The sequence below is a fragment of the Brachybacterium sp. GPGPB12 genome, from assembly GCF_038396325.1.
Classification (GTDB): Bacteria; Actinomycetota; Actinomycetes; order Actinomycetales; family Dermabacteraceae; genus Brachybacterium; species Brachybacterium conglomeratum.
Genome location: NZ_CP149573.1, coordinates 2,271,955 through 2,290,343, shown reverse-complemented (window position 1 = coordinate 2,290,343; position 18,389 = coordinate 2,271,955). Strand labels below are relative to the sequence as shown.

Annotated in this window: 21 protein-coding genes and 5 pseudogenes; 10 read left to right on the top strand and 16 right to left on the bottom strand. The window is 73.1% G+C overall.

Annotation, left to right across the window (positions count from 1 at the left end):
- Positions 1 to 103 precede the first annotated feature (103 nt).
- Complete coding sequence (locus WKH84_RS13350) at positions 104 to 715, bottom strand: hypothetical protein (protein WP_341854001.1); 612 nt, start codon at positions 713 to 715, stop codon at positions 104 to 106.
- 169 nt (positions 716 to 884) lie between these two features.
- Here WKH84_RS13350 and WKH84_RS13345 point away from each other — a divergent pair, with 169 nt between their 5' ends.
- Positions 885 to 1,424, top strand: coding sequence for a YbaK/EbsC family protein (locus WKH84_RS13345; protein WP_341854000.1), 540 nt, complete (start codon positions 885 to 887; stop codon positions 1,422 to 1,424).
- A gap of 29 nt (positions 1,425 to 1,453) precedes the next feature.
- On the opposite strand, the gene WKH84_RS13340 is transcribed toward WKH84_RS13345, so the two are convergent.
- Complete coding sequence (locus WKH84_RS13340) at positions 1,454 to 1,585, bottom strand: 3-keto-5-aminohexanoate cleavage protein (RefSeq protein WP_341853999.1); 132 nt, start codon at positions 1,583 to 1,585, stop codon at positions 1,454 to 1,456.
- A gap of 47 nt (positions 1,586 to 1,632) precedes the next feature.
- Between WKH84_RS13340 and WKH84_RS13335 the strand changes: the two genes are divergently transcribed.
- Positions 1,633 to 1,860, top strand: coding sequence for a hypothetical protein (locus WKH84_RS13335; protein WP_341853998.1), 228 nt, complete (start codon positions 1,633 to 1,635; stop codon positions 1,858 to 1,860).
- Between the two features lie 310 nt (positions 1,861 to 2,170).
- Positions 2,171 to 2,647, top strand: coding sequence for a VOC family protein (locus tag WKH84_RS13330; RefSeq protein WP_341853997.1), 477 nt, complete (start codon positions 2,171 to 2,173; stop codon positions 2,645 to 2,647).
- Between the two features lie 36 nt (positions 2,648 to 2,683).
- Here WKH84_RS13330 and WKH84_RS13325 read toward each other — a convergent pair whose 3' ends face one another.
- The 8 genes and pseudogenes from WKH84_RS13325 to WKH84_RS13290 form a co-directional block, all read right to left on the bottom strand.
- Complete coding sequence (locus tag WKH84_RS13325; protein WP_341853996.1) at positions 2,684 to 2,941, bottom strand: type II toxin-antitoxin system RelE/ParE family toxin; 258 nt, start codon at positions 2,939 to 2,941, stop codon at positions 2,684 to 2,686.
- A gap of 4 nt (positions 2,942 to 2,945) precedes the next feature.
- Positions 2,946 to 3,182, bottom strand: coding sequence for a type II toxin-antitoxin system Phd/YefM family antitoxin (locus WKH84_RS13320; protein ID WP_341853995.1), 237 nt, complete (start codon positions 3,180 to 3,182; stop codon positions 2,946 to 2,948).
- An 89-nt stretch (positions 3,183 to 3,271) separates the two neighbouring features.
- On the bottom strand, positions 3,272 to 3,997 hold the full coding sequence (locus WKH84_RS13315; RefSeq protein WP_341856894.1) for an aldo/keto reductase: 726 nt from the start codon (positions 3,995 to 3,997) through the stop codon (positions 3,272 to 3,274).
- Positions 3,933 to 4,211, bottom strand: a pseudogene (locus WKH84_RS13310) (aldo/keto reductase); the annotation flags it as partial. The gene WKH84_RS13315 and the pseudogene WKH84_RS13310, both read right to left, overlap by 65 nt.
- A gap of 166 nt (positions 4,212 to 4,377) precedes the next feature.
- On the bottom strand, positions 4,378 to 5,142 hold the full coding sequence (locus WKH84_RS13305) for an isocitrate lyase/phosphoenolpyruvate mutase family protein (protein ID WP_341853994.1): 765 nt from the start codon (positions 5,140 to 5,142) through the stop codon (positions 4,378 to 4,380).
- Complete coding sequence (locus tag WKH84_RS13300; RefSeq protein ID WP_341853993.1) at positions 5,139 to 6,158, bottom strand: cation diffusion facilitator family transporter; 1,020 nt, start codon at positions 6,156 to 6,158, stop codon at positions 5,139 to 5,141. Before WKH84_RS13300 ends, WKH84_RS13305 begins: the two co-directional genes overlap by 4 nt.
- Positions 6,155 to 6,535: a metalloregulator ArsR/SmtB family transcription factor gene (locus WKH84_RS13295; RefSeq protein WP_341853992.1), complete on the bottom strand. Its 381-nt coding sequence runs from the start codon at positions 6,533 to 6,535 to the stop codon at positions 6,155 to 6,157. Before WKH84_RS13295 ends, WKH84_RS13300 begins: the two co-directional genes overlap by 4 nt.
- 98 nt (positions 6,536 to 6,633) lie before the next feature.
- Positions 6,634 to 6,843, bottom strand: a complete 210-nt coding sequence (locus WKH84_RS13290; RefSeq protein ID WP_341853991.1) for a hypothetical protein — start codon at positions 6,841 to 6,843, stop codon at positions 6,634 to 6,636.
- A 39-nt stretch (positions 6,844 to 6,882) separates the two neighbouring features.
- Here WKH84_RS13290 and WKH84_RS13285 point away from each other — a divergent pair.
- A pseudogene (locus WKH84_RS13285) lies at positions 6,883 to 8,826 on the top strand (heavy metal translocating P-type ATPase).
- A 13-nt stretch (positions 8,827 to 8,839) separates the two neighbouring features.
- Here WKH84_RS13285 and WKH84_RS13280 read toward each other — a convergent pair.
- Entirely contained in the window at positions 8,840 to 9,412 is a 573-nt protein-coding gene (locus WKH84_RS13280; protein WP_341853990.1) for a CueP family metal-binding protein, read from the bottom strand.
- A gap of 172 nt (positions 9,413 to 9,584) precedes the next feature.
- On the opposite strand from WKH84_RS13280, the gene WKH84_RS13275 reads away from it, so the two are divergent.
- Positions 9,585 to 10,115, top strand: coding sequence for an N-acetyltransferase family protein (locus WKH84_RS13275; RefSeq protein ID WP_341853989.1), 531 nt, complete (start codon positions 9,585 to 9,587; stop codon positions 10,113 to 10,115).
- A gap of 61 nt (positions 10,116 to 10,176) precedes the next feature.
- On the opposite strand, the pseudogene WKH84_RS13270 reads toward WKH84_RS13275, so the two are convergent.
- Positions 10,177 to 11,349: pseudogene (locus WKH84_RS13270) on the bottom strand (acetyl-CoA C-acetyltransferase).
- An 86-nt stretch (positions 11,350 to 11,435) separates the two neighbouring features.
- Complete coding sequence (locus WKH84_RS13265; RefSeq protein WP_341853988.1) at positions 11,436 to 11,939, bottom strand: hypothetical protein; 504 nt, start codon at positions 11,937 to 11,939, stop codon at positions 11,436 to 11,438.
- Between the two features lie 153 nt (positions 11,940 to 12,092).
- Between WKH84_RS13265 and WKH84_RS13260 the strand changes: the two genes are divergently transcribed.
- A complete protein-coding gene (locus WKH84_RS13260) occupies positions 12,093 to 12,722 on the top strand; it encodes an NADPH-dependent F420 reductase (RefSeq protein ID WP_341853987.1) in 630 nt (209 codons plus the stop codon).
- An 87-nt stretch (positions 12,723 to 12,809) separates the two neighbouring features.
- Here the strand turns inward: WKH84_RS13260 and WKH84_RS13255 are convergent, their stop codons facing one another.
- Together WKH84_RS13255 and WKH84_RS13250 are read right to left on the bottom strand one after the other, a co-directional pair.
- Positions 12,810 to 13,364 (bottom strand): amino acid permease, encoded by a 555-nt coding sequence (locus WKH84_RS13255; protein ID WP_341853986.1) that lies wholly within the window; start codon positions 13,362 to 13,364, stop codon positions 12,810 to 12,812.
- Between the two features lie 91 nt (positions 13,365 to 13,455).
- Positions 13,456 to 14,208, bottom strand: a pseudogene (locus WKH84_RS13250) (amino acid permease); the annotation flags it as partial.
- A gap of 219 nt (positions 14,209 to 14,427) precedes the next feature.
- Between WKH84_RS13250 and WKH84_RS13245 the strand changes: the two are divergent.
- From WKH84_RS13245 to WKH84_RS13230, 4 genes and pseudogenes are all read left to right on the top strand, one after another.
- Complete coding sequence (locus tag WKH84_RS13245) at positions 14,428 to 15,531, top strand: penicillin acylase family protein (protein ID WP_341853985.1); 1,104 nt, start codon at positions 14,428 to 14,430, stop codon at positions 15,529 to 15,531.
- Complete coding sequence (locus tag WKH84_RS13240) at positions 15,414 to 16,514, top strand: penicillin acylase family protein (protein ID WP_341856893.1); 1,101 nt, start codon at positions 15,414 to 15,416, stop codon at positions 16,512 to 16,514. The genes WKH84_RS13245 and WKH84_RS13240 overlap by 118 nt, the downstream gene beginning before the upstream one ends.
- Positions 16,515 to 16,624: 110 nt before the next feature.
- Positions 16,625 to 16,897 carry a hypothetical protein gene (locus WKH84_RS13235; RefSeq protein ID WP_341853984.1) on the top strand — a complete coding sequence of 91 codons (273 nt, stop codon included), beginning with the start codon at positions 16,625 to 16,627 and terminating at the stop codon, positions 16,895 to 16,897.
- Positions 16,898 to 17,416: 519 nt separating this feature from the next.
- Positions 17,417 to 18,078: pseudogene (locus WKH84_RS13230) on the top strand (GNAT family N-acetyltransferase).
- A 126-nt stretch (positions 18,079 to 18,204) separates the two neighbouring features.
- Here the strand turns inward: WKH84_RS13230 and WKH84_RS13225 are convergent.
- Positions 18,205 to 18,336: a hypothetical protein gene (locus WKH84_RS13225; protein WP_341853983.1), complete on the bottom strand. Its 132-nt coding sequence runs from the start codon at positions 18,334 to 18,336 to the stop codon at positions 18,205 to 18,207.
- Positions 18,337 to 18,389 lie beyond the last annotated feature (53 nt).

Sequence of the window (18,389 nt, the reverse complement as noted above, 5' to 3'; positions counted from 1 at the left end):
GAAATGCCAGCGTCTCCGCTGGCCGGCGCATCATCCGGCCCCCCGCACGTCTCCGTGGGCGGGGGTGGGACGGGGCGGACCTAGCGGCCCGCGTTATGTCGCGTCATGAGATGCACGAGCTCGATGCTACGTCCGAAGGCGGCCCTCGTCCACGGCGTTTCCCGGCAGGGCGGGGCGCGGTGATCCGGCGGTGCCGGGGTCGAGTGCGGCTCGGTCGGAGGCGCCGCCCAGCTGTCGTTGGACCGCCCTGGCCACCTCGTCCACCGGTCGCGGGGGAAGGTAGGCGTCGGCGCCGGCTTCCAGCATCCGGGTCACGGGCCCCGCGTAGTGCACGCCGAGCTCCTCGTCCTCGATCTCGGCGACCAGCACCCGCGCCGAGGGGAACTGCGCGCGCGGCTCCCCGAGCAGCTGCGGGCTGATGGGCGGGACCAGCGAAGACATCGGCCGACGACGGCGCCTCGTGCAGATCCAGCACCAGGAACCCCTCGCCGAACTGCTCCGCGAGCCGGTCCCGGGCGGTGCGGGAGAGCTCCATCGCGGTCGCGACCACGGTGACGTCCTCCCGGTCGGGCCGCTCCTCGCGGGTTCCCGTCGGAGCGGCGAGGAGCTGGCCCTCCAGCACCGCGGGGCGGACCGAGAGCGTGCCGAGCGGCTCCTTGCCGCGCACCAGCGCGACCTCCTCGCCGGCCAGCGCCCTCTCGAGCGCGTCGGCCACGGGGTGGGGCACTGCTGCAGGTCCAGACGGCGGGGTGAACGATGGCGCATCGGCCCTCCTCGGCGGTGCGAGCGTCCACTGTGACCCGTCGGCCGGCGGCGGGGGTAGCCCGGCCGAGGCTTCTTCACCGGCTCTGCACCGTCGACCCCGCCGTTCCTACAGTGGCCCCATGGCGAAGAACGACTCGACCTTGCCCCTGACCTGGAACGCGCTGCTCGACTCCCTCGACCTCCTCGCTCGGCCGACCGCTGAGGCCGCCCGCGCCGGCGCCGTCCCGAGCGCGCGCGTCGCCACCGTCGAGGATCACCTGGCCGACACCGCCGCCTTCTGCGCGGCCTACGGCGTGGAGGAGTCGCCCACCGCGAACTGCGTCATCGTCAAGCGCCGCGGCGGCGGGCAGGACATCCATGCCGCCGTGCTCGTGCTCGCGAGCGACCGGGCGGACGTCAACCGCGCGGTGAAGAAGCACCTCGGTGCGAGCAGGCTCTCCTTCGCCCGCCACGAGGACACCGAGGAGCTGACCGGCATGACCAGCGGCGGCGTCACCCCCGTCGGCCTCCCGGACGGATGGCCCGTGCTCATCGACCCGGCGGTCGCCGCTCTCGACGAGGTGCTGATCGGCGGGGGAGTGCGCACTGCAAAGATCATCGCCCCCGGGCGCGAGCTGGCTGAGCCGCCTGGCGCCGAGGTGGTGCCGGTGGCGCAGTGAGTAGCGCGCTCGGATGAGGGCAGGCCCGGTCAGAGTCCCAGCAGAGCCCGGCACTGCAGGACCAGCTCGGTGTTCGAGGCCGCGTCGGTGCCGTCGGGCGGCGTGAGGGTGTCCTCGAGGCCGATCCGCGTGCCCAGGCCGAGTTCGCGGGCCAGCGGCACGCCGGGCCAGGCTGAGCGCTCCTCGCCGTGCAGCGCACGGGGAGGCCGTGGCCCGAACCGTCGATGACCGTGAGGATCTCCTCCGCGAGGTCGCGAACCTGCTCTGCGGGGAGGTCCGGGAGCTCGATGAGCACGCGGTGACATGCGGCGGCGTGCGGAGAGCGCACCCAGGCCTGTGCGGCCTCGACTCCCCACAGACCGGCCTCTATCCCCACCTCACGCTCGATCAGGAGCGCCGCGAGGTCCTCGGCGCCCTCCTCGTGCCAGTTCAGTGACGCGAGATCGGGCGCCTCGCGCCAGCGGCGCACCTGCGAGAGACGCTCCTGTGCACCGCCCGTCGCCCAGGCCCCGGTGGTCACCCCGAGGGGGACCTGCGGACAGATGCTCCAGAACGCGCGCGACCAGCGGCTGAGATCCTCCGCGCGGAGGGAGTCGCGGCCCCCGGCGTCCTTGGGGTGGAGGTGGACCTCGGCGGCTCCGGCCGCGACCGCAGCGGCGGAGTCGGCCGCGAGTGTCTCGGGGTCGGAGGAAAGAGCCGGATGCGCGTCCGTGGCACGATCACCGTTCGGGCAGAGCGTCAGCAAGATGATCCGAGCCTACGGCGCATGGCCGACGGGACTACGCTGGGCCGCCCCGCACCAGGAGGCCGCGATGACCCACCCCGAGCCGCTCCACACCGCGATCGACGCCCGCGATCCGCGCGCGCTCGCCGAGTTCTACCGCGAGCCGCTGGGGTCGCACTACCGGCCCGGGGACGAGCCTCCCGCCCCGCTCGCGCCCGACGACGAGGACTGGCTCGTGCTCCTGGACTCCCGCGACCAGCGATTCCTCGCGATCCAGGGCAAGGCCGACCTGCGCCCCTCGACCTGGCCCAGCGAGGAGGTGCCCATGCAGCCGCACATGGACTTCCGCGTCCCCGACGCCGCGGAGCTCGAGCCGCAGCGAGAGCGGGACGAGGCGCTCGGCGCCCGCGTGCTCATGGACCGCACCCAGGTCCCGGAGGAGCCGCTCTACGTCCTCGCCGACCCCGAGGGCCACCCGTTCTGCCTGCTGGTGGGGTGACAGATCCATCAGCGCCCATGCACGGAAGCCTGAGGATCAGCGCTCGTAGACCTCACTACGGTGACCGAGGGCGACGACAACGACAAGCAGTCGTGAATCCTGGATCGTGTAGATGATCCGGTACGAGCCGACCCGGATGCGCAGACCATCCCGACCGCGCAATGCCTTAGCGCCCGGTGGTCGCGGGTCCACAGCGAGAAGGGCGATCGCGCCCTGGATACGTCCTCGGTCCTGGTGGTCGACTCGCTTCAGTGCGCGGACTGCCGCTGGTCGGAGCTCGATCTCGTAGGCCATGAGGTCACCACCCGAGATCGCGCTTGACCTGCTCCCAAGGGATGCTCGCTCCCTCCTCCGCCATCGCCTCGTCGAAGGCGCGAGCGTCCTCGGCATCCTCGGCGGCGTCGAGGAGTCGTTCGTACTCTGCAGCACTGAGCACGACAGCCTGCACCTCACCGCGACGCTCGACCTTGACCGTCCCGTGCTGGGCGGTCTCGAGGAGGGCGGCGAAGTTCTGGCGGGCCTCGGAAGCGCTCATGATCGTCATGATTCAAATGTACATTTGGGGATCCCATTTGTACATAGTTGGGTGGCGGCGCGAGTGGTGAGCGCGGATGTCACGCCACCCTATCGAGGCGGGTGCGCCACGTCCTTGGAGGAACGACCACCCAGTGAGTGGATGAAGGACTCCAGCTCAGCAGGTTCGACCTCCCGATACCGACCCTCGTCGAGGTCCTCCCAGCCGGCGTCGGCGGCGACCCGAAGTGTGCTGGGGCGCGCGCCGCCCTCGTCTGCGCGGTCGGCGGGTGCCTGGCCTGACACTTCAGCGAAGCCGTTCACCACGCGTACGCCTCCGGGGCCGGATCGCCCGGGCCGGGGAAGATCTCGTCGAGGGCTGCGAGGTCGTCCTCGGACAGCGTGATGTCGACCGCCTCGATCGCGGAGTCCAGGCTCCGCTCCATGGTGCGCGGGCCGATGATCGGGCCGAGCACGCCCGGGCGGTGCAGCGAGCCAGGCGAGAGCGACCTGTCCGGGCGCGAGGTCCCGCTCGGCGCAGAAGGCCTCCCAGCGGTCCAGGCGCTCGGTGAGGTCGGCGGGGTCGTGACGACGATCGGCGGCGCGCCGGCGCGCGCCGTCCTCCCGCCTGCCGCCCAGCTTCCCGCCGGACAGCGGCGACCAGGGGATCACCCCGAGTCCGTAGTGCTCGGCCGCCGGCGGACTCCTCCAGCTCGATCGACCGGGAGAGGAGGTTGTACAGCGACTGCTCGGAGACCAGGCCCAGGGAGCCGCGGCGGGCCGCGGCCTCGTTCGCCTGGGCGATGTGCCAGCCGGCGAAGTTCGAGGAGCCGACATAGCTGATCTTCCCCTGCGCGACCAGCAGGTCCATCGCCTGCCAGATCTCCTCCTAGCGCGCGGAGCGGTCCACGTGGTGCATCTGGTAGAGGTCGATGTGGTCGGTCTGCAGGCGGCGCAGGGACGCGTCGACCGCGCGGCGGATGTTCAGCGCGGAGAGGTCGCGGTCGTTCGCCCCGGGACCCTTCTCGCCGAACACCTTGGTGGCCAGCACGATCTCTTCGCGCTTCCCGGAGCGCTGGAGCCGGCGGCCGACGATCTCCTCGGTGCGGACCTTGTGGTCCTTTGTAGCGTCGCGATCGCGAGCAGGATCCGCGGCAGGAAACCCTGTTCCCGGAGGGTGGTGGAGGACCAGGGCCGCCCGGTCCGTGGGGGGCCGCTCAGCGCCAGGCCGCGGTGACCTCGTCGAGGTGGGCGGCCAGGGCGGCCTGCAGCAGCGGGCCGAAGCTGACGCGGCGCACGCCGAGCTCCAACAGTCGGGCGAGGGCCAGGCCGTCCGGGATCGCGCCCTTCGCCGGATGGGCGGTGACGTTCAGCGGGGTGCTCACGGCGGCGAGCGGCGCCTCGAGCGTCGCGGTGTCCGGCACGCCCACCGGGTAGAGCGAGTCCGCCCCCGCCTTCTCGAGCAGGTTCAGCCGCGTGATCGCCTCGGCGAGCCGGTCCGGGATCTGCTCGTCGGTCGCGAACACGTCGGTGCGGGCGTTGATCACCAGGTGCACCCCGGCCTCGTCGGCCGCCCGGCGGATCCCCGCGATGTAGTCGGCATGCTCCTGCGCTCCGCGCGACCGGTCCTCCGAGTGGACGGTGTCCTCGATGTTGACGCCGACGGCGCCCGCCTCCAGCACTCGCTCGACGAGTTCGGCGGGGGCGGTGTCGTAGCCGGACTCCATGTCCGCCGAGACGGGGACGTCCACAGCCCCGGCGATGCGGGCGATGCCGGCGAGGGCCTCGGCGAGGCTCATCTGCTCGCCGTCGCCGGAGCCCAGCGAGTCGGCGAGAGGGTGGTCGCCGATGGTCAGCGCCTCGAAGCCGGCCTCGACGGCGGCACGGGCGGACCAGGCGTCCCACACAGTGGGGAGCACGACAGGGGCGGGCTTGTGGTGGAGGGCGAGGAGGGTGTCGGCGCGTGCGCTCAGCGATGTCATGCGGCCAGGACACTCCACGCGGTGCGGTCGGTCAAGGGGTGTCGGCGCGTCGAGCGCCGGCTCGACCGTGCGCGGCTCAGGCATGCAGGGGGCGGGCGGCCTCGCGGGCCTGCACGACGGGGCTCTCCATCTGGATGGTGGCGTGCTCGAAGGCGACGGGGAAGTGGGTCCGCACGCACTCGTGGACCTCCTCGAGGATCTCCATCGCATGCGCCGAGCCGAAGCACTCCTCGGCCACCACCAGGTGGGCGGAGAGGATCGGCAGGCTCGCTGCCGACGTTGGAGGCGTGCAGGTCGTGGACGTCCTGGACGTGCTCGAGGGCGAGCAGGTGCTCGCGCACCTCGTCGAGGTCGACGCCCTCGGGGGTGTACTCCATGAGGATCCGCAGGGTGTCGCGCAGGATCCGCACCGCGCGCGGCACGATCAGCGCCGCGATGAACAGGCCCGCGAGCGCGTCGGCCTGCTGGAAGCCGGTGAAGCGGATGACGAGCGCCGCGACGATCACGCCGAGGGAGCCGAGCGCATCGTTCGCGACCTCGAGGAAGGCCGCCTTCATGTTCAGGCTCGTGTCCTTGCCGCCGGCGAGCACGAGGATCGCTACCAGGTTCACCGCGAGCCCGACCGCGCCGAAGACGAGCGGCTCCGTCGAGGCGATCTCGGGCGGGGAGGCGAGGCGGCGCGACCCTCGACCGCGGTGTAGGTGCCGACGACGATCAGCAGAGTCGCCTGGGCCAGCGCCGCGAGCACCTCGATCCGGGCGAAGCCCCAGGTGCGGGTCGGGCTCGCGGGGCGCAGCGAGCATCGTCGCCGCGATCAGCGCGACCAGCAGGCCGGAGGCGTCCACCAGTGCGTGCGCGGTGTCGGTGAGCAGGGCGAGGGAGCCCGTGACCACGCCGCCGACCGCCTGCGCGAGGACGATCAGCGCCGTCAGCCCGAAGGCGATCGCGAGGCGGGTGCGGCCGGTCGTCGGGGAGGCATGGCTGTGGCCGTGGTCGTGGGTGTGCGAGGCGGTCATCGCGGGCTCTCCTCGTCGGCCGGGCCGCCGCCGACGCGCGGGTCGTGCAGGTGCTCGTGGATCGTCGGCGCCGCGCCCGCGCCGGAGAGCATCGTCGCGGCCATGGCGAGCAGGGAGCGCAGCCGCTCCGGGTCCGACAGGGAGAACCAGGAGGCGCGGCCCTCGCTGCGGGAGCGGATCAGTCCGCAGTCCCGCAGGCAGGCGAGGTGCTTGCTGACCGTGGACTGGGCCAGGTGCAGGTGGTCGACGAGATCCCGTACCCGGTGCTCGCCGGTGGAGAGGTGCTGGAGCAGGGTGAGCCGGGTCGGCTCGGCCAGCGCGTGGAAGAGCGCGGCCTGGGACTCGTCCACGTCGAAGAGCGGGGGAGAGGATTCCATCGGCATCGCCATGCGGCGATCATATCGTCAAATGGCGATGAAAGGGAGGGGTGGGTGACGATGGAGACGCGCGGCGAACACCCCTTCCCTAATACCCCCTAGGGGTATACCGTCGAGGCATGAGTACCCATCATGAGGGCCACGTCGACCACCGGGATCATCACGGCCAGGACGAGCACCACGAACAGGGTGAACACCACGACCAGGGTGAGCACCACGAACATGGCCACCACGAGCATGGTCACAGCGGTCACAGCGGTCACAGCGGTCACAGCGGTCACAGCGGTCACAGCGGTCACAGCGGTCACGGTGATCATGTCGCCCAGTTCCGCCGGCTGTTCTGGATCATGCTGGTGTTCGCGGTGCCGGTCGTCGGGCTCTCGCCGATGTTCGCGGACCTGATCGGCTACACGATCCCGGACGTGCCGGGCCTCGGCTGGATCGCACCGATCCTCGGCACCGTCATGTACGTCTGGGGCGGGAAGCCGTTCCTCAGCGGCGGGCTCTCCGAGCTCCGCTCCCGCGCACCGGGGATGATGTTGCGCTGATCAGCCTCGGCATCACCGTCGCGTTCCTCGCCTCCTGGGGCTCCCGGCTGGGACTGCTCGATCGCGAGCTCGAGTTCTGGTGGGAGCTCGCGCCGCTGATCGTGATCATGCTTGCTGGGGCACTGGATCGAGATGCGTTCGCTCGCGCAGACCTCCTCCGCGCTGGACTCGCTGGCCGCGCTGCTGCCCGATGAGGCCGAGCGGATCGAGGGGGACCAGCTGGTCACCGTCGCCCCCGCGGACCTGCGCGCCGGAGACCTCGTGCTGGTGCGCCCCGGCGCCTCCGTCCCCGCGGACGGCACCATCGTGGAGGGCGGCGCGGACGTCGACGAGTCGATGATCACCGGCGAGTCCCGCCCCGTGACCCGCGGCGCGGATGACCGCGTGGTCGCCGGCACCGTCGCGACCGATTCGAGCCTGCGCGTCGAGGTCACCGCCACCGGGGAGGAGACCGCGCTCGCCGGGATCCAGCGCCTGGTCTCGGACGCCCAGAGCTCCTCCTCCCGCGCTCAGCGGATCGCCGACCGCGCCGCCGCCTGGCTGTTCTGGTTCGCTCTCGGCGCCGCGGTGCTCACCGCGCTGGTCTGGACGCCGCTGGGCATGCCCGACCAGGCCGTGGTCCGCACCGTGACCGTGCTGGTCATCGCCTGCCCCCACGCACTGGGGCTGGCGATCCCGCTGGTCGTCTCGATCGCGACCGAGCGCGCGGCCCGGGCCGGGGTGCTGGTCACCGACCGTCTCGCGCTCGAGGGCATGCGCACCGTGGACACCGTCGCCGCTGGACAAGACCGGCACCCTCACCCGCGGCGAGCCGGAGCTCTCGCAGCTCGAGGTCGCCCCGGGCGCAGGTATCGGGGAGCAGGAGCCGCTGGGCCTCGCCGCCGCCGCGGAGTCCGAGAGCGAGCACCCTCTGGCCGGCGCGATCCGTCGGCGCGCGGAGGCCGACGGCGTGGACGTGCCCGGCGCCTCCGAGGTCTCCTCCTCCCCGGCGCTCGGCGTCAGCGCCCAGGTGGACGGCCGCGAGATCCGGGTGGGCGGGCCCCGCCTGCTCGAGGAGAGCGGGGCGGACGAGCTCGAGCAGGCCGCGACCTGGCGCGACGAAGGCGCGATCGTCTTGCACGTCGCGCGCGACGGCGAGGCCGTCGGCGTGCTGAAGCTGGCCGACGCCGTGCGGGAGGAGTCCCGCGAGGCGATCGACGCGATGCACGCGCGCGGCCTCCAGGTCGTCATGATCACCGGCGACGCGCAGAACGTCGCCGACCACGTCGCCGCCGAGCTCGGCATCGACCGGGTCTTCGCGCAAGTCCGTCCCGAGGACAAGTCCGCCCGAGTGGCCGATCTCCAGCAGGAGGGCCGACGGGTCGCGATGGTGGGTGACGGCGTCAACGACGCCCCCGCCCTCGCCCAGGCCGACGTGGGCCTCGCGATCGGCGCCGGCACCGACGTCGCGATCGGCTCCGCCGGCGTGGTGCTCGCTTCCTCGGATCCCCGCTCCGTGCTCTCGGTGATCGACCTCTCCCATGCCGCGTACCGCAAGATGCGGCAGAACCTGGGGTGGGCGGCCGGCTACAACCTGCTCTCCGTCCCGCTCGCGGCGGGCGTGCTCGCCCCGATCGGGTTCGTGATGCCGATGAGCGTGGGGGCGTCGCTGATGAGCGCCTCCACCGTGGTGGTGGCGCTGAACGCGCGGCCTCGCTGCGCCGCCTGGATCTGCGGCCGGAGGCGAGCGGCGACCGGCGCTGAGCCCTCGGTGCGCTCAGGCCCCCAGCCGCATCGTGGTGAGGCAGGTGGGGGCCTCCGCGTCGGTGCGCAGGGTCGTGGTCGCCTCGCCCGCCGCACCGGCCAGGCGGAGGGTGAGCTCCTCGTCCCGCGGCGCCCACAGGCCCAGGAACCCGTTCGGGGCGGTGGTGCGGGCTTCGTCGATCAGCACGGTGCCGGAGGCGTCCTCGACCCGCACCTCGAGCTCCTCCTCCGCCAGCTCGCCCCGGCACGTGGTGAGGCTGTGGAAGAAGCACTCGTGGGTGCCGGTCATGAAGGGCGCGACCGAGACGTACAGCTCGTCCGCGGGCGGCTCGAGGCTCGCCTCGCGCCCGGAGGCGTCGGTGAGGGTGAGCACCTCGGTGCCCACGGAGGCGAGCGGCTCCGGAGGCCGCTGCGCGAGCGGCGGCGCCTCGAGCGCGTCGATCACCTCGCGGGCCGAGCCGGCGGGCTGGCCGTGAGCGGCCAGCATCTCCTCCGCGGCCGCGGGGGACGCGGAGCGACCGGCGAGGACCAGCGGGGTCGCGGCGAGCGCAGCGAACAGGGCGCGGCGCGGAAGGGCGGAGGGCATGAGGATCCTTCGGGACGACGGCGGGGCCGCCCCGACCGTACCCCAGCGGGGTATGCAGGGCCCGGGACAGGAGTCCCGGGGCGGACCCTCCGGCGCGGAGCGCGGGCATCGCGTCCGGGAGCCCGTGCGGCGGCGTAGTCTCTGCGCGTTCCCCACGTCCCGGGAGGCCCCGATGCAGATCCTCGACGCGACCGCGCAGCACGCCGGCGGCATCGCCGCGATTTACAACCACGCCGTCGAGCACACCACCGCGATCTGGAACGAGCGCCTCGTCGACGCCGCCGACCGCGCCGCCTGGCTCGCCGAGCGGCAGGGGAGCGGCTTCCCGGTGCTGGTCGCCCTCGAGGCCGACGGCACCGTGCTCGGCTACGCGACCTACGGCCCTTGGCGGCCGCACGACGGCTACCGCCATACCGTCGAGCACTCTCTCTATGTGCGCGAGGGACTGCGCGGCCGCGGCACCGGCTCGGCACTGCTCACCGCCCTGCTCGAGCGCGCCCGCGCGCAGGGGATCCATGTGATGGTCGCCGGGGTCGACGCGAACAACGAGGGGTCCGTGCGCCTGCACGAACGGTTCGGCTTCACCCACGTGGGCATCCTGCCGCAGGTGGGCACCAAGGTCGGTCGCTGGCTCGACCTCGCCTTCCTCCAGCTGGTGCTCGATCAGGCTCCGCCCGCGGAGGAGGGCTCCGCCGGCCGCTGACGGTGGGCCGGGCCGGGGCGCACCGGCCCGGACCCCGTCGGCCGATTCGCCGCCGGTCCGGTCACCGCAGCGACACGAGCGCCTCGCCCTGGCCGCCCCGCCGCAGAGGCCCACGGCGGCCGTCCCGGCGCTGCGTCGGGCCAGCTCATGTGCCATGTGCACCACGAGACGGGCCCCGGAGGCGCCGATCGGGTGGCCGAGCGCGATCCCGCCGCCGTGGACGTTCACGATCTCCTCGGAGACGCCGAGCGCGCGCTGCGAATGGGCGACGACGGCGCCGAAGGCCTCGTTGATCTCGACCAGGTCGAGGTCCGCGGCGGTGATCTGTCTGCTTCGTCAGCGCCCGGGCGATCGCGTCGGCCGGCTGGGCCTGCAGGGAGCTGTCCGGCCCCGCGGTCTGCCCGTTCGCACCGATCCGGGCCATGACCTGCCATCCCTCCGCATCGGCTCGGGCCGAGGTGGTGAGCACGAGGGCGGCCGCGCCGTCGGAGATCTGGGAGGAGCTCCCGGCCGTGATCGTGCCGTCCTTCGCGAAGGCGGGGCGCAGGCGGGCGAGGGACTCGGCGGTGGTGTCGGGGCGGATGCCCTCGTCGGCCGTGACCTCGACCGACTCCCCGCGGCGCCGCGGCGCCGAGACCGGCACGATCTCCTCTGCCAGCGGCTCGGCCGCGGCGGCCGCGCGCTGATGGGACAGCGCCGCGACCCGGTCCTGGTCCTCGCGGGTGACCTCGAAGCGGGGGTTGTGCCGCTCGGTGGACTCGCCCATGCTCACCTGGTCGTGGGCATCGGTGAGGCCGTCGTGCGCCATATGGTCCAGCGCCTCGACCGCCCCGTACTTCCACCCCGCGCGGGAGCCCATCAGCAGGTGCGGCGCCTGGGACATCGACTCCATGCCGCCGGCCACCACGACCTCCGCGTCCCCGGAGGCGATCATCCGCGACGCGTCGATCACGGCGGTCAGGCCCGAGAGGCACACCTTGTTCACGCTGCTGGCGGGGGTGGACCACGGGATGCCCGCGCCGAGCGCCGCCTGTCGGGCGGGGTTCTGGCCGGAGCCAGCCGGCGACACCTGCCCCATGACCACGGCGTCGACCGCGGCGGGTTCCACGCCTCCGCGCTCGAGCGCCCCGGCGATCGCGGCGGAGCCGAGCTCCGGGGCGGAGAAGGAGGACAGCGCCCCCTGGAGCCGGCCCTGCGCGGTGCGGGCGGCGGCGACGATGACGATCTCGGACATGGGGTGCCTCCCGGCGGCGACGACGGTGTCTGCCGTCATTGTGTCGCACCGCACCGCACCGCACCGTGCCGCACCGCGTCGCGGCGTCAGGGCCAGGGGGCTGTGAGGCGTCGCGCCTGCACGAGCACGCGCCCGGCGGGAATCGCGGAGACCGCGTCGATCAGGGGCCGTCGAGCCGATCGGCGACCCGTTCGAGCAGGCCGGCCAGGGTGGTCAGCTCCTCGTCGGAGAGGTCGCCGAGGATCGTGTCGCGGGCGAGCGCGATGTGCGGAGGGGTGGCGCGGAGATAGGTGCGCAGTCCCTCGCGCGTGAGGCGGACGTTGATGGCGCGACCGTCGCCCGCGCAGGAGGTCCGTTCGACGAGTCCGCGCTTCTGCGACCGCGTGACGGCCTTGGAGGTCCGGGGGTGGACGACGACGCCCCGTCGGCGAGGGCTCCCATGCGCGCGTCGAGTCCGGGGCGGCGGCGAGGGCGCCGAGGATCGCGTACTCGATGTTGATGATCCCGGCGTCGTCCGTGAGCTGGGCGTCGAGCCGGGCGGGGAGCCGCTGGCCGACGGTCACCAGCGCCCGCCACGCACGGGCGTGCACGGGATCCATCCGGGGGACGCGGGGTCTTCGCGGATTCGTCGGCGGACATGCCTCCATCCTAGGGGTTGTTTCCCAGGCAACTATGTGTGTATGATGTAGTTGAACGGGCAACAAGATCGGTGTCCCGCCCACCACGACCGCAAGGAGAACCCCATGAGCACCACCGTCACCGTCATCGGATCCGGCAACGTCGGCTCCGCCGTCGCCGCGCTCGCCGCCAAGGGTGGGGCGCAGGTCCAGGTCCTGGGCCGCGACCAGGACAAGGCCGCCGCGCTCGCCGCCGAGGTCTCCGGCACCGCCGGCGCCATCGGCGAGGCGATCACCGGCGAGATCGTCGTCCTCGCCGTCCCGGTCACCGCCTTCGACGAGCTCGTCGCCGCCTACGGCGCTCAGCTCGAGGGCAAGGTCGTCGTCGACGTCACCAACCCCGTCGACTTCGCGACCTTCGACTCCCTCACCGTCCCCGCGGACTCCTCCGCCGCCGCCGAGCTGCAGGCGAAGCTCCCCGGCGCCAAGGTCGTCAAGGCCTTCAACACGCTGTTCGCAGGCGTCCTCGCCGCGGGTCAGGTGGGCGGCGACGTCCCCGCCGTCGTGCTGGTCGCCGGCGACGACGAGTCCGCGAAGTCCGCACTCATCGAGCTGGTCACCGCCGGCGGCGTGAAGGGCGTCGACGCGGGCTCCCTCAAGCGCGCCCGCGAGATGGAGGCCGTCGGCTTCCTGCAGATGACCCTCGCCGCCCGCGAGATCATCGGCTGGACCGGCGGGTTCGCGCCGCGCGGGTGACGCAGGCCTGAGCGACCCGGCCGCCTCGGCCGTGCCGAGATCTCGACGCTGCCCGGGTCCCCGTGTGGGGAGCCGGGCAGTGCCGCGTCAGGACCGGACCGGGCGCCGCTGCCCTCCTGTCGCCGCGTAGAGCAGCGACATCACCGCGAGGAACCCGACGCCCACCAGCAGGGCCGTGTGGTACTCGGACTGCCACACCATGATCCCGAAGGTGAACAGGATGAACGCGATCGCGAACGCCTGCCCGTAGGGCCAGAAGGGGACCGGGAACTGCGGCGCGTCCCGCTCCTGCCGGCTCATCCCGCGGCGGGAGGCGACCTGCGCGAGCAGGATCATCAGCCACACGAAGACGGTCGCGAAGGTCGCCAGCGACGCGACGATCGTGAACACCTCGTCCGGCAGGATCCAGTTCAGCGCCACGCCGACGACGAGCACGCCCAGCATCGCGAGCGTGGTCACGACCGGCACCCCGCGCAGGGTGCGGGACAGGGCTGACGGGGCCAGGCGCTGACGGGCCATGCCGGCGACGACGCGGCCGGCGCCGAAGAGGTCGGCGTTGATGGCGGAGAGCGCCGCGGTGATCACCACGATGTTCAGCGGCGCCGCCGCCCAGTTCACGCCGAGGGCGTCGAAGATCTGCACGAAGGGGGACTCCTCGCCGGTGATCTGCCGCCACGGGGTGAGCGAGCAGGATCACGCCGATCGCGAGGACGTAGAACAGCAGGATCCGCACCGGGACCGTGTTCACGGCCTTCGGGATGGCTTTAGCGGGGTCCTCCGCCTCGGTGCCGGCCACGCCGATGATCTCGGTGCCGCCGAAGGCGAAGAGCACCAAGATGAACGCGCTGATCATCCCGCCGGGCCCGTTGGGGAAGAAGCCCCCGTCGGCCGTGAGGTTCGCAAGGCCCGTCGGCGTCGAGGGATCCCCGAGCCCGAAGGCGAGGATCGCCGCGCCGCCGACGATCATCGCGACGACCGCGCCCGCCTTCACGATCGTGAAGGCGAACTCGAGCTCCCCGAACCAGCGCACGCTCGCGAGGTTCGCGGCGCCCACGATCAGCGACGTGAGGGCCACCCAGATCCACTGGGCGGTGTCCGGGAACCAGAAGCGCATGTAGATCGCGATCGCGGTGAGGTCCGCGAGGCACACGATCAGCATCTCGAAGGCGAACATCCAGCCGGTGATGTACCCGGCCCAGGGGCCCAGGAAGCGTCGCGTGTACTCGGCGAAGGAGCCGGAGATCGGCATCCGCACCGCCATCTCGCCCAGTGCGCGGAGCATGAAGTACACGACCGCCCCGCCGAGCAGGTACACCAGCGGCACGGAGGGGCCCGCGGCCTGGATCGCGCCGGCCGAGCCGTAGAACAGGCCCGTCCCGATCGCGGAGCCGAGGGCGATGAAGTGCAGGTGTCGCGCCGAGAGCCCGGGGCGGCGACGCGTGGTCGCGGGGGCGGACACCGGGGCGTCGTGCGCGGTCGCGTTCATGGCGGGGTGGCTCCGGGGGCGGGGAGGGGCGCGGCGCGGAGGCCGCAGGCACTTCTTGTGCACCTGACACGGTACGACGCGGGGTGGCGCGCGGCCACGTGTGTCCGGCCACGTCCGTCGGCCGGAGGGCCCCGGCCGACGGGACGGCCTTGACTGTGCCGCAGGGGCACGGTGTCGGGTGGGAGCGATCCGCAGGACGCCGACGGGAGAGGACCGAGCATGCGCATCGACTGGGACGAGCACGGCACACCGACGATCACCGCCGAGGACGACCTGAACGCCTGCCGGGGTTTCGGGCACGCGCAGGCCCTCGCGCACGCCACCGCGGTGCTCGAGCTCTACGGGATCGCCCGCGGACGTGCGGCCGCGCTGTGGGGAGAGGAGTTCCTCGACGGCGACCTCCAGCACGCCGGGCTCGGCCTAGAGGTCGCGGTCGAGACCTGGTGGGTCGCGCAGGAGGAGCCGACGCGGCGGCGGCTGGAGGCGTTCTGCGAGGGCTTCAACGCGCCCTGCGCCGAGGACCCGGACCTCGGCGGCGCACGGCGCGCGGCGGCGCCGGTCACTGCGCGTGACGTGGTCGCTCACACCTTCGCGCTCTTCCTCGGGTTCGCGCGCTTCTGGGACCAGGGCCTCGCCTTCCCCACGGTCGGCGGAGACGGACTGCTCGGAGGCGGGTCGAGCGCCTGGGCCGTGACCGCGGAGAAGTCCCGGACCGACGAGGGGTCGCTGATGATCAACCCGCACATCCCCTGGGTCGGTCCGTACCGGATGTTCGAGGCGCGCACGGTCTCGCCCGGCCGGCGCCGCCACGGCGCGACCCCGATCGGCTTCCCCTGGCAGTCCTTCGCCCACACCCCGGACGTGGGCTGGACGCACACCGTGAACCCGCTCCCGCGGCTGTGGGTGTACGAGCTGGAGACGGCCGGGGACCGGTATCGGCTGGGCGAGCGGCTCGTCCCGTTCGAGGTGCGCGAGCACCGGGTGGAGGTCCGCGACGGGGAGGCGGTGACCGTCACCGAGCGTCGCAGCGTCCACGGTCCGGTGACCACGGCGCCGGACGGGGCGACCGTGGCGCTCCGTATCGCCGGGGTCCTGCATCGGCCCGTGACCTCGGCGCTGGAGAGCTGGTGGCGGCTGTCCCTCGCCGGCGACGTGCGGGAGCTGTTCGCCGCGCAGGAGCGGTGGCCGCGCCGATGTTCAACATCATCGCCGCCGACTCCTCCGGCTCCATCGGCGCCGCCTTCTGCGGCGCGACCCCGCATCGTCCCGGTGGATCGTTCGAGGATTCTCGGCGCCGGTCGCCGGGACACGACCGGAGCCTGATCTGGGAGGACCTGAATCCGCCGCTCAGCCTGCCCCGGGTGATCGACCCCGACTGCGGATGGGTGCAGAACGTCAACGAGACCCCGTGGTGGTTCTGCGACCCGCCGCTGGACCCGGCCGATCATCCCGACGGGATCGCCCCGGCCCCCGACCGGATCCGCGACATCCGCTCACCGCTCTCCCGCGCCCGGATGGCCGCGACGGAGCGTCTCGGCCCGGAGGACCTGCTGGAGCTGAAGTGGGACACGCGCGCGCATCTGGCCGACATCGTCCTCGACCAGCTCCTCGCCGCCGCGGGGACGGACGAGGCACTCGCCGAGGCCGTCCGGGTCTTGCGCGACTGGGACCGTCACGCCGAGGCGGGGTCCCGCGGTCGCCTGCTGTTCCATCTCTGGGCGCACGACCACTTCCCCGTGGGGGAGGTGGTCATGGACGACAGCCGCCTCACGCCCGCGCCGGAGCCCGGCGGTCTGCCCACCGGGTCGCGCGACCCGGAGGAGGCCGTGCGGTCCCTGCGTCGGGCCGTCGCGGCGCTGACCGGGTGGGGCCTGCCCCTGGACGCGGCCTTCGGGGAGGTGGCCCGGATCGGCGAGGCCCCTGAGGACGTCCCGGCCAGCGGCGGACCCACCTACTTCGGACTCTTCAAGTGCCTGGAGATCGTGCCCGGCGAGGGAACATGGCCCGCGATCGGAGGTGACAGCTGGGTCTGCCTGGTCCGTTACGGGGCCGAAGCGCAGGCGGCTTCGGGTCTGCTCGTCGCCGGGTCCGGCGAGCGAGCCCGGTCGCGCCGACACACTCGCCCCGACCCACCGCTCGGCCCCGCGGCTGTTCGCCGCCGAGGAGCCGCTCGAGCACGCGCCCTGGCCCCGTGCCCAGTCCCGCTGAGCGCCGGAACGCTCAGTCGGCCGACAGATCCTCGACGGCAGCGATCCAAGGCACCGCGTCCTCGCCGGGGACGGACGCCAGGCCGATCCACAGGGTGAGCGTCTCGAGCCAGGCCCGTTCGGTCTCGCCGAGGGGGCGGACCTGCTCGTAGCCCTCGCGCGGCGCTCGTCGGGCGGGGGCGGGCGTCGGCCGCCAGTCGCGGAACAGGGTGCCGAGCGGCCTGGCCGCTCTGCGCGAGCTCCGCGATGCGATGGTCGACGCGGACCTCGTCGAGGTCCAGCACCGCCGCGACCTGCCCTCCCTGCATCAGCAGGTTCGCGGCGCGCACGTCGCCGTGGACGAGCCGCGGAGTGTCGAGGAGATCCGGCAGGTCCTGGAGCGAAGCGGCGAGCCTGTGCGAGGCCGACGGGGCGCGGCCGTGGTCGTGCTCCTCGAGCCAGGTGCGCACCCGCTCGCGCGGCGGACGCGGAGGCTTTCCTGAGCTCGCGGGGAGCTCGAGCCCGCCGAGGACCTCGTGCATCCGGGCGAGGCAGACGCCGACGGTGCGCACCGCCTCGAGATCGTCCACGTCCAGCCAGGTGCCGTCGATCTCGGGGAGCACCGCGACCGACAGCGGGCCGATCGGACCGTCCGCGGCCACGCGCACCGTACCGTCGCGTGCGGGAACAGGAGCCGCGACGGGGACTCCCTGGTCGGCGAGGTGCGTGATCAGTCCGGTCGTCGCCTCGAGGCGGGGGAACAGGCAGTCCTCGCGGGACCACTTCACGACCAGGTCGGCCCCGTCGGTGCCGACCCAGGCGATCACGTTGTGGTCGCTGATCGTGAGACGTCGGCAGGAGCGGACCGTGAGGGCCCAGTGCTCGCGGAGCGTCGCGGCGAGCCAGTCGGTCGCCTCCGCGACATCCGCGAAGCCGAAGCGCTCGCGCGCGCTGTTTGCTCGTCGGCGCTCTCCCACAGCAGGGACAGCCCGGGCGGGAGGTGGGTCGGGGCAGGTGTCGAGATGGCGGGGTCCCTTCGTCGGGTCCGAGTCTGGATCGCGGGCGAAGTGCGGCCTCCCCCGTCGTGTCGAGAGGCTACCGTCCATCGGGTGGCCGCTCCGTTCGCCGTCGGTCGCCTCGGAAAGGACCCCATGACCATCACCGCCCGCCTGCGGCTCGACCCGCCTCGCGAGGCCGACCTCGAGGACCTCCACCGGATCTATTCCGACGCCCGCACCTGGACCCACCTGCCCAGCGGCCGATTCGCCGACCTCGCCACCACACGGCAGGCGCTCGCCGGATGGCTCGCCGACTGGCGCGAGCAGGGGCTCGGCGCCTGGGTCGCGCGCGAGGACCGCGCGGTGGTGGGCCACGGCGGCGCGCGGTGCGGCAGAACGCGTTCTGGAACCTCGGGTACCGCTTCGCGCCCGAGGCGCAGGGGCGGGGGTTCGCGACCGATATGGCCCGTGCCGCGGTCGAGGCCGCCCGCGAACTACGCCCGGAGTCGCCGGTGATCGCCTACCTGCTCGAGAACAACCCCGCCTCCGCTGCGGTCGCCCGGAAGGTCGGGCTCAGCCTGCGACACCGCGGTCCCGACGCCGGCAACCCCGACCCGTCGGCCGTGCGCCTGGTGTTCGCGGACCGGGAGCTGAGCGAGGCGGAGCTCGCCGCGACGATGCGGTGAGGCCGTCGCACGACTCCGCGATGCGAGTTACCGACAAGTCACGTGCATCTGTGTTCCATGGACGGAACACCGCTGCACATGACTTATGAGTAGCTCCTTCTCGCCGCTCAGGTCCGGGATCAGCGCTCAGGACGCCGCGACCGCGGCGACCTCGGGCTCGACGGACTCGTCGGCCGCGAGGTCCGACGCCGGCGCCGGCGGCGGGCGACGCAGGCCCCAGGCGACCGCCGCCAGGCACAGCACGCACACCGCGGCCACGATCGCGAGCCCGCTTGTGTACGGCGCGCACGGGGGTGAGCGCCGCGAGGATC

Coding starts and splice junctions, on each gene's coding strand:
- WKH84_RS13345 (WP_341854000.1), top strand. CDS start 885: ATGGCGAAGAACGACTCGACCTTGCCCCTGACCTGGAACGCGCTGCTC.
- WKH84_RS13330 (WP_341853997.1), top strand. CDS start 2,171: ATGATCCGAGCCTACGGCGCATGGCCGACGGGACTACGCTGGGCCGCC.
- WKH84_RS13325 (WP_341853996.1), bottom strand. CDS start 2,941: ATGGCCTACGAGATCGAGCTCCGACCAGCGGCAGTCCGCGCACTGAAG.
- WKH84_RS13320 (WP_341853995.1), bottom strand. CDS start 3,182: ATGAGCGCTTCCGAGGCCCGCCAGAACTTCGCCGCCCTCCTCGAGACC.
- WKH84_RS13315 (WP_341856894.1), bottom strand. CDS start 3,997: ATGTCGGCTCCTCGAACTTCGCCGGCTGGCACATCGCCCAGGCGAACG.
- WKH84_RS13305 (WP_341853994.1), bottom strand. CDS start 5,142: ATGACATCGCTGAGCGCACGCGCCGACACCCTCCTCGCCCTCCACCAC.
- WKH84_RS13300 (WP_341853993.1), bottom strand. CDS start 6,158: ATGACCGCCTCGCACACCCACGACCACGGCCACAGCCATGCCTCCCCG.
- WKH84_RS13295 (WP_341853992.1), bottom strand. CDS start 6,535: ATGGAATCCTCTCCCCCGCTCTTCGACGTGGACGAGTCCCAGGCCGCG.
- WKH84_RS13280 (WP_341853990.1), bottom strand. CDS start 9,412: ATGCCCTCCGCCCTTCCGCGCCGCGCCCTGTTCGCTGCGCTCGCCGCG.
- WKH84_RS13275 (WP_341853989.1), top strand. CDS start 9,585: ATGCAGATCCTCGACGCGACCGCGCAGCACGCCGGCGGCATCGCCGCG.
- WKH84_RS13260 (WP_341853987.1), top strand. CDS start 12,093: ATGAGCACCACCGTCACCGTCATCGGATCCGGCAACGTCGGCTCCGCC.
- WKH84_RS13245 (WP_341853985.1), top strand. CDS start 14,428: ATGCGCATCGACTGGGACGAGCACGGCACACCGACGATCACCGCCGAG.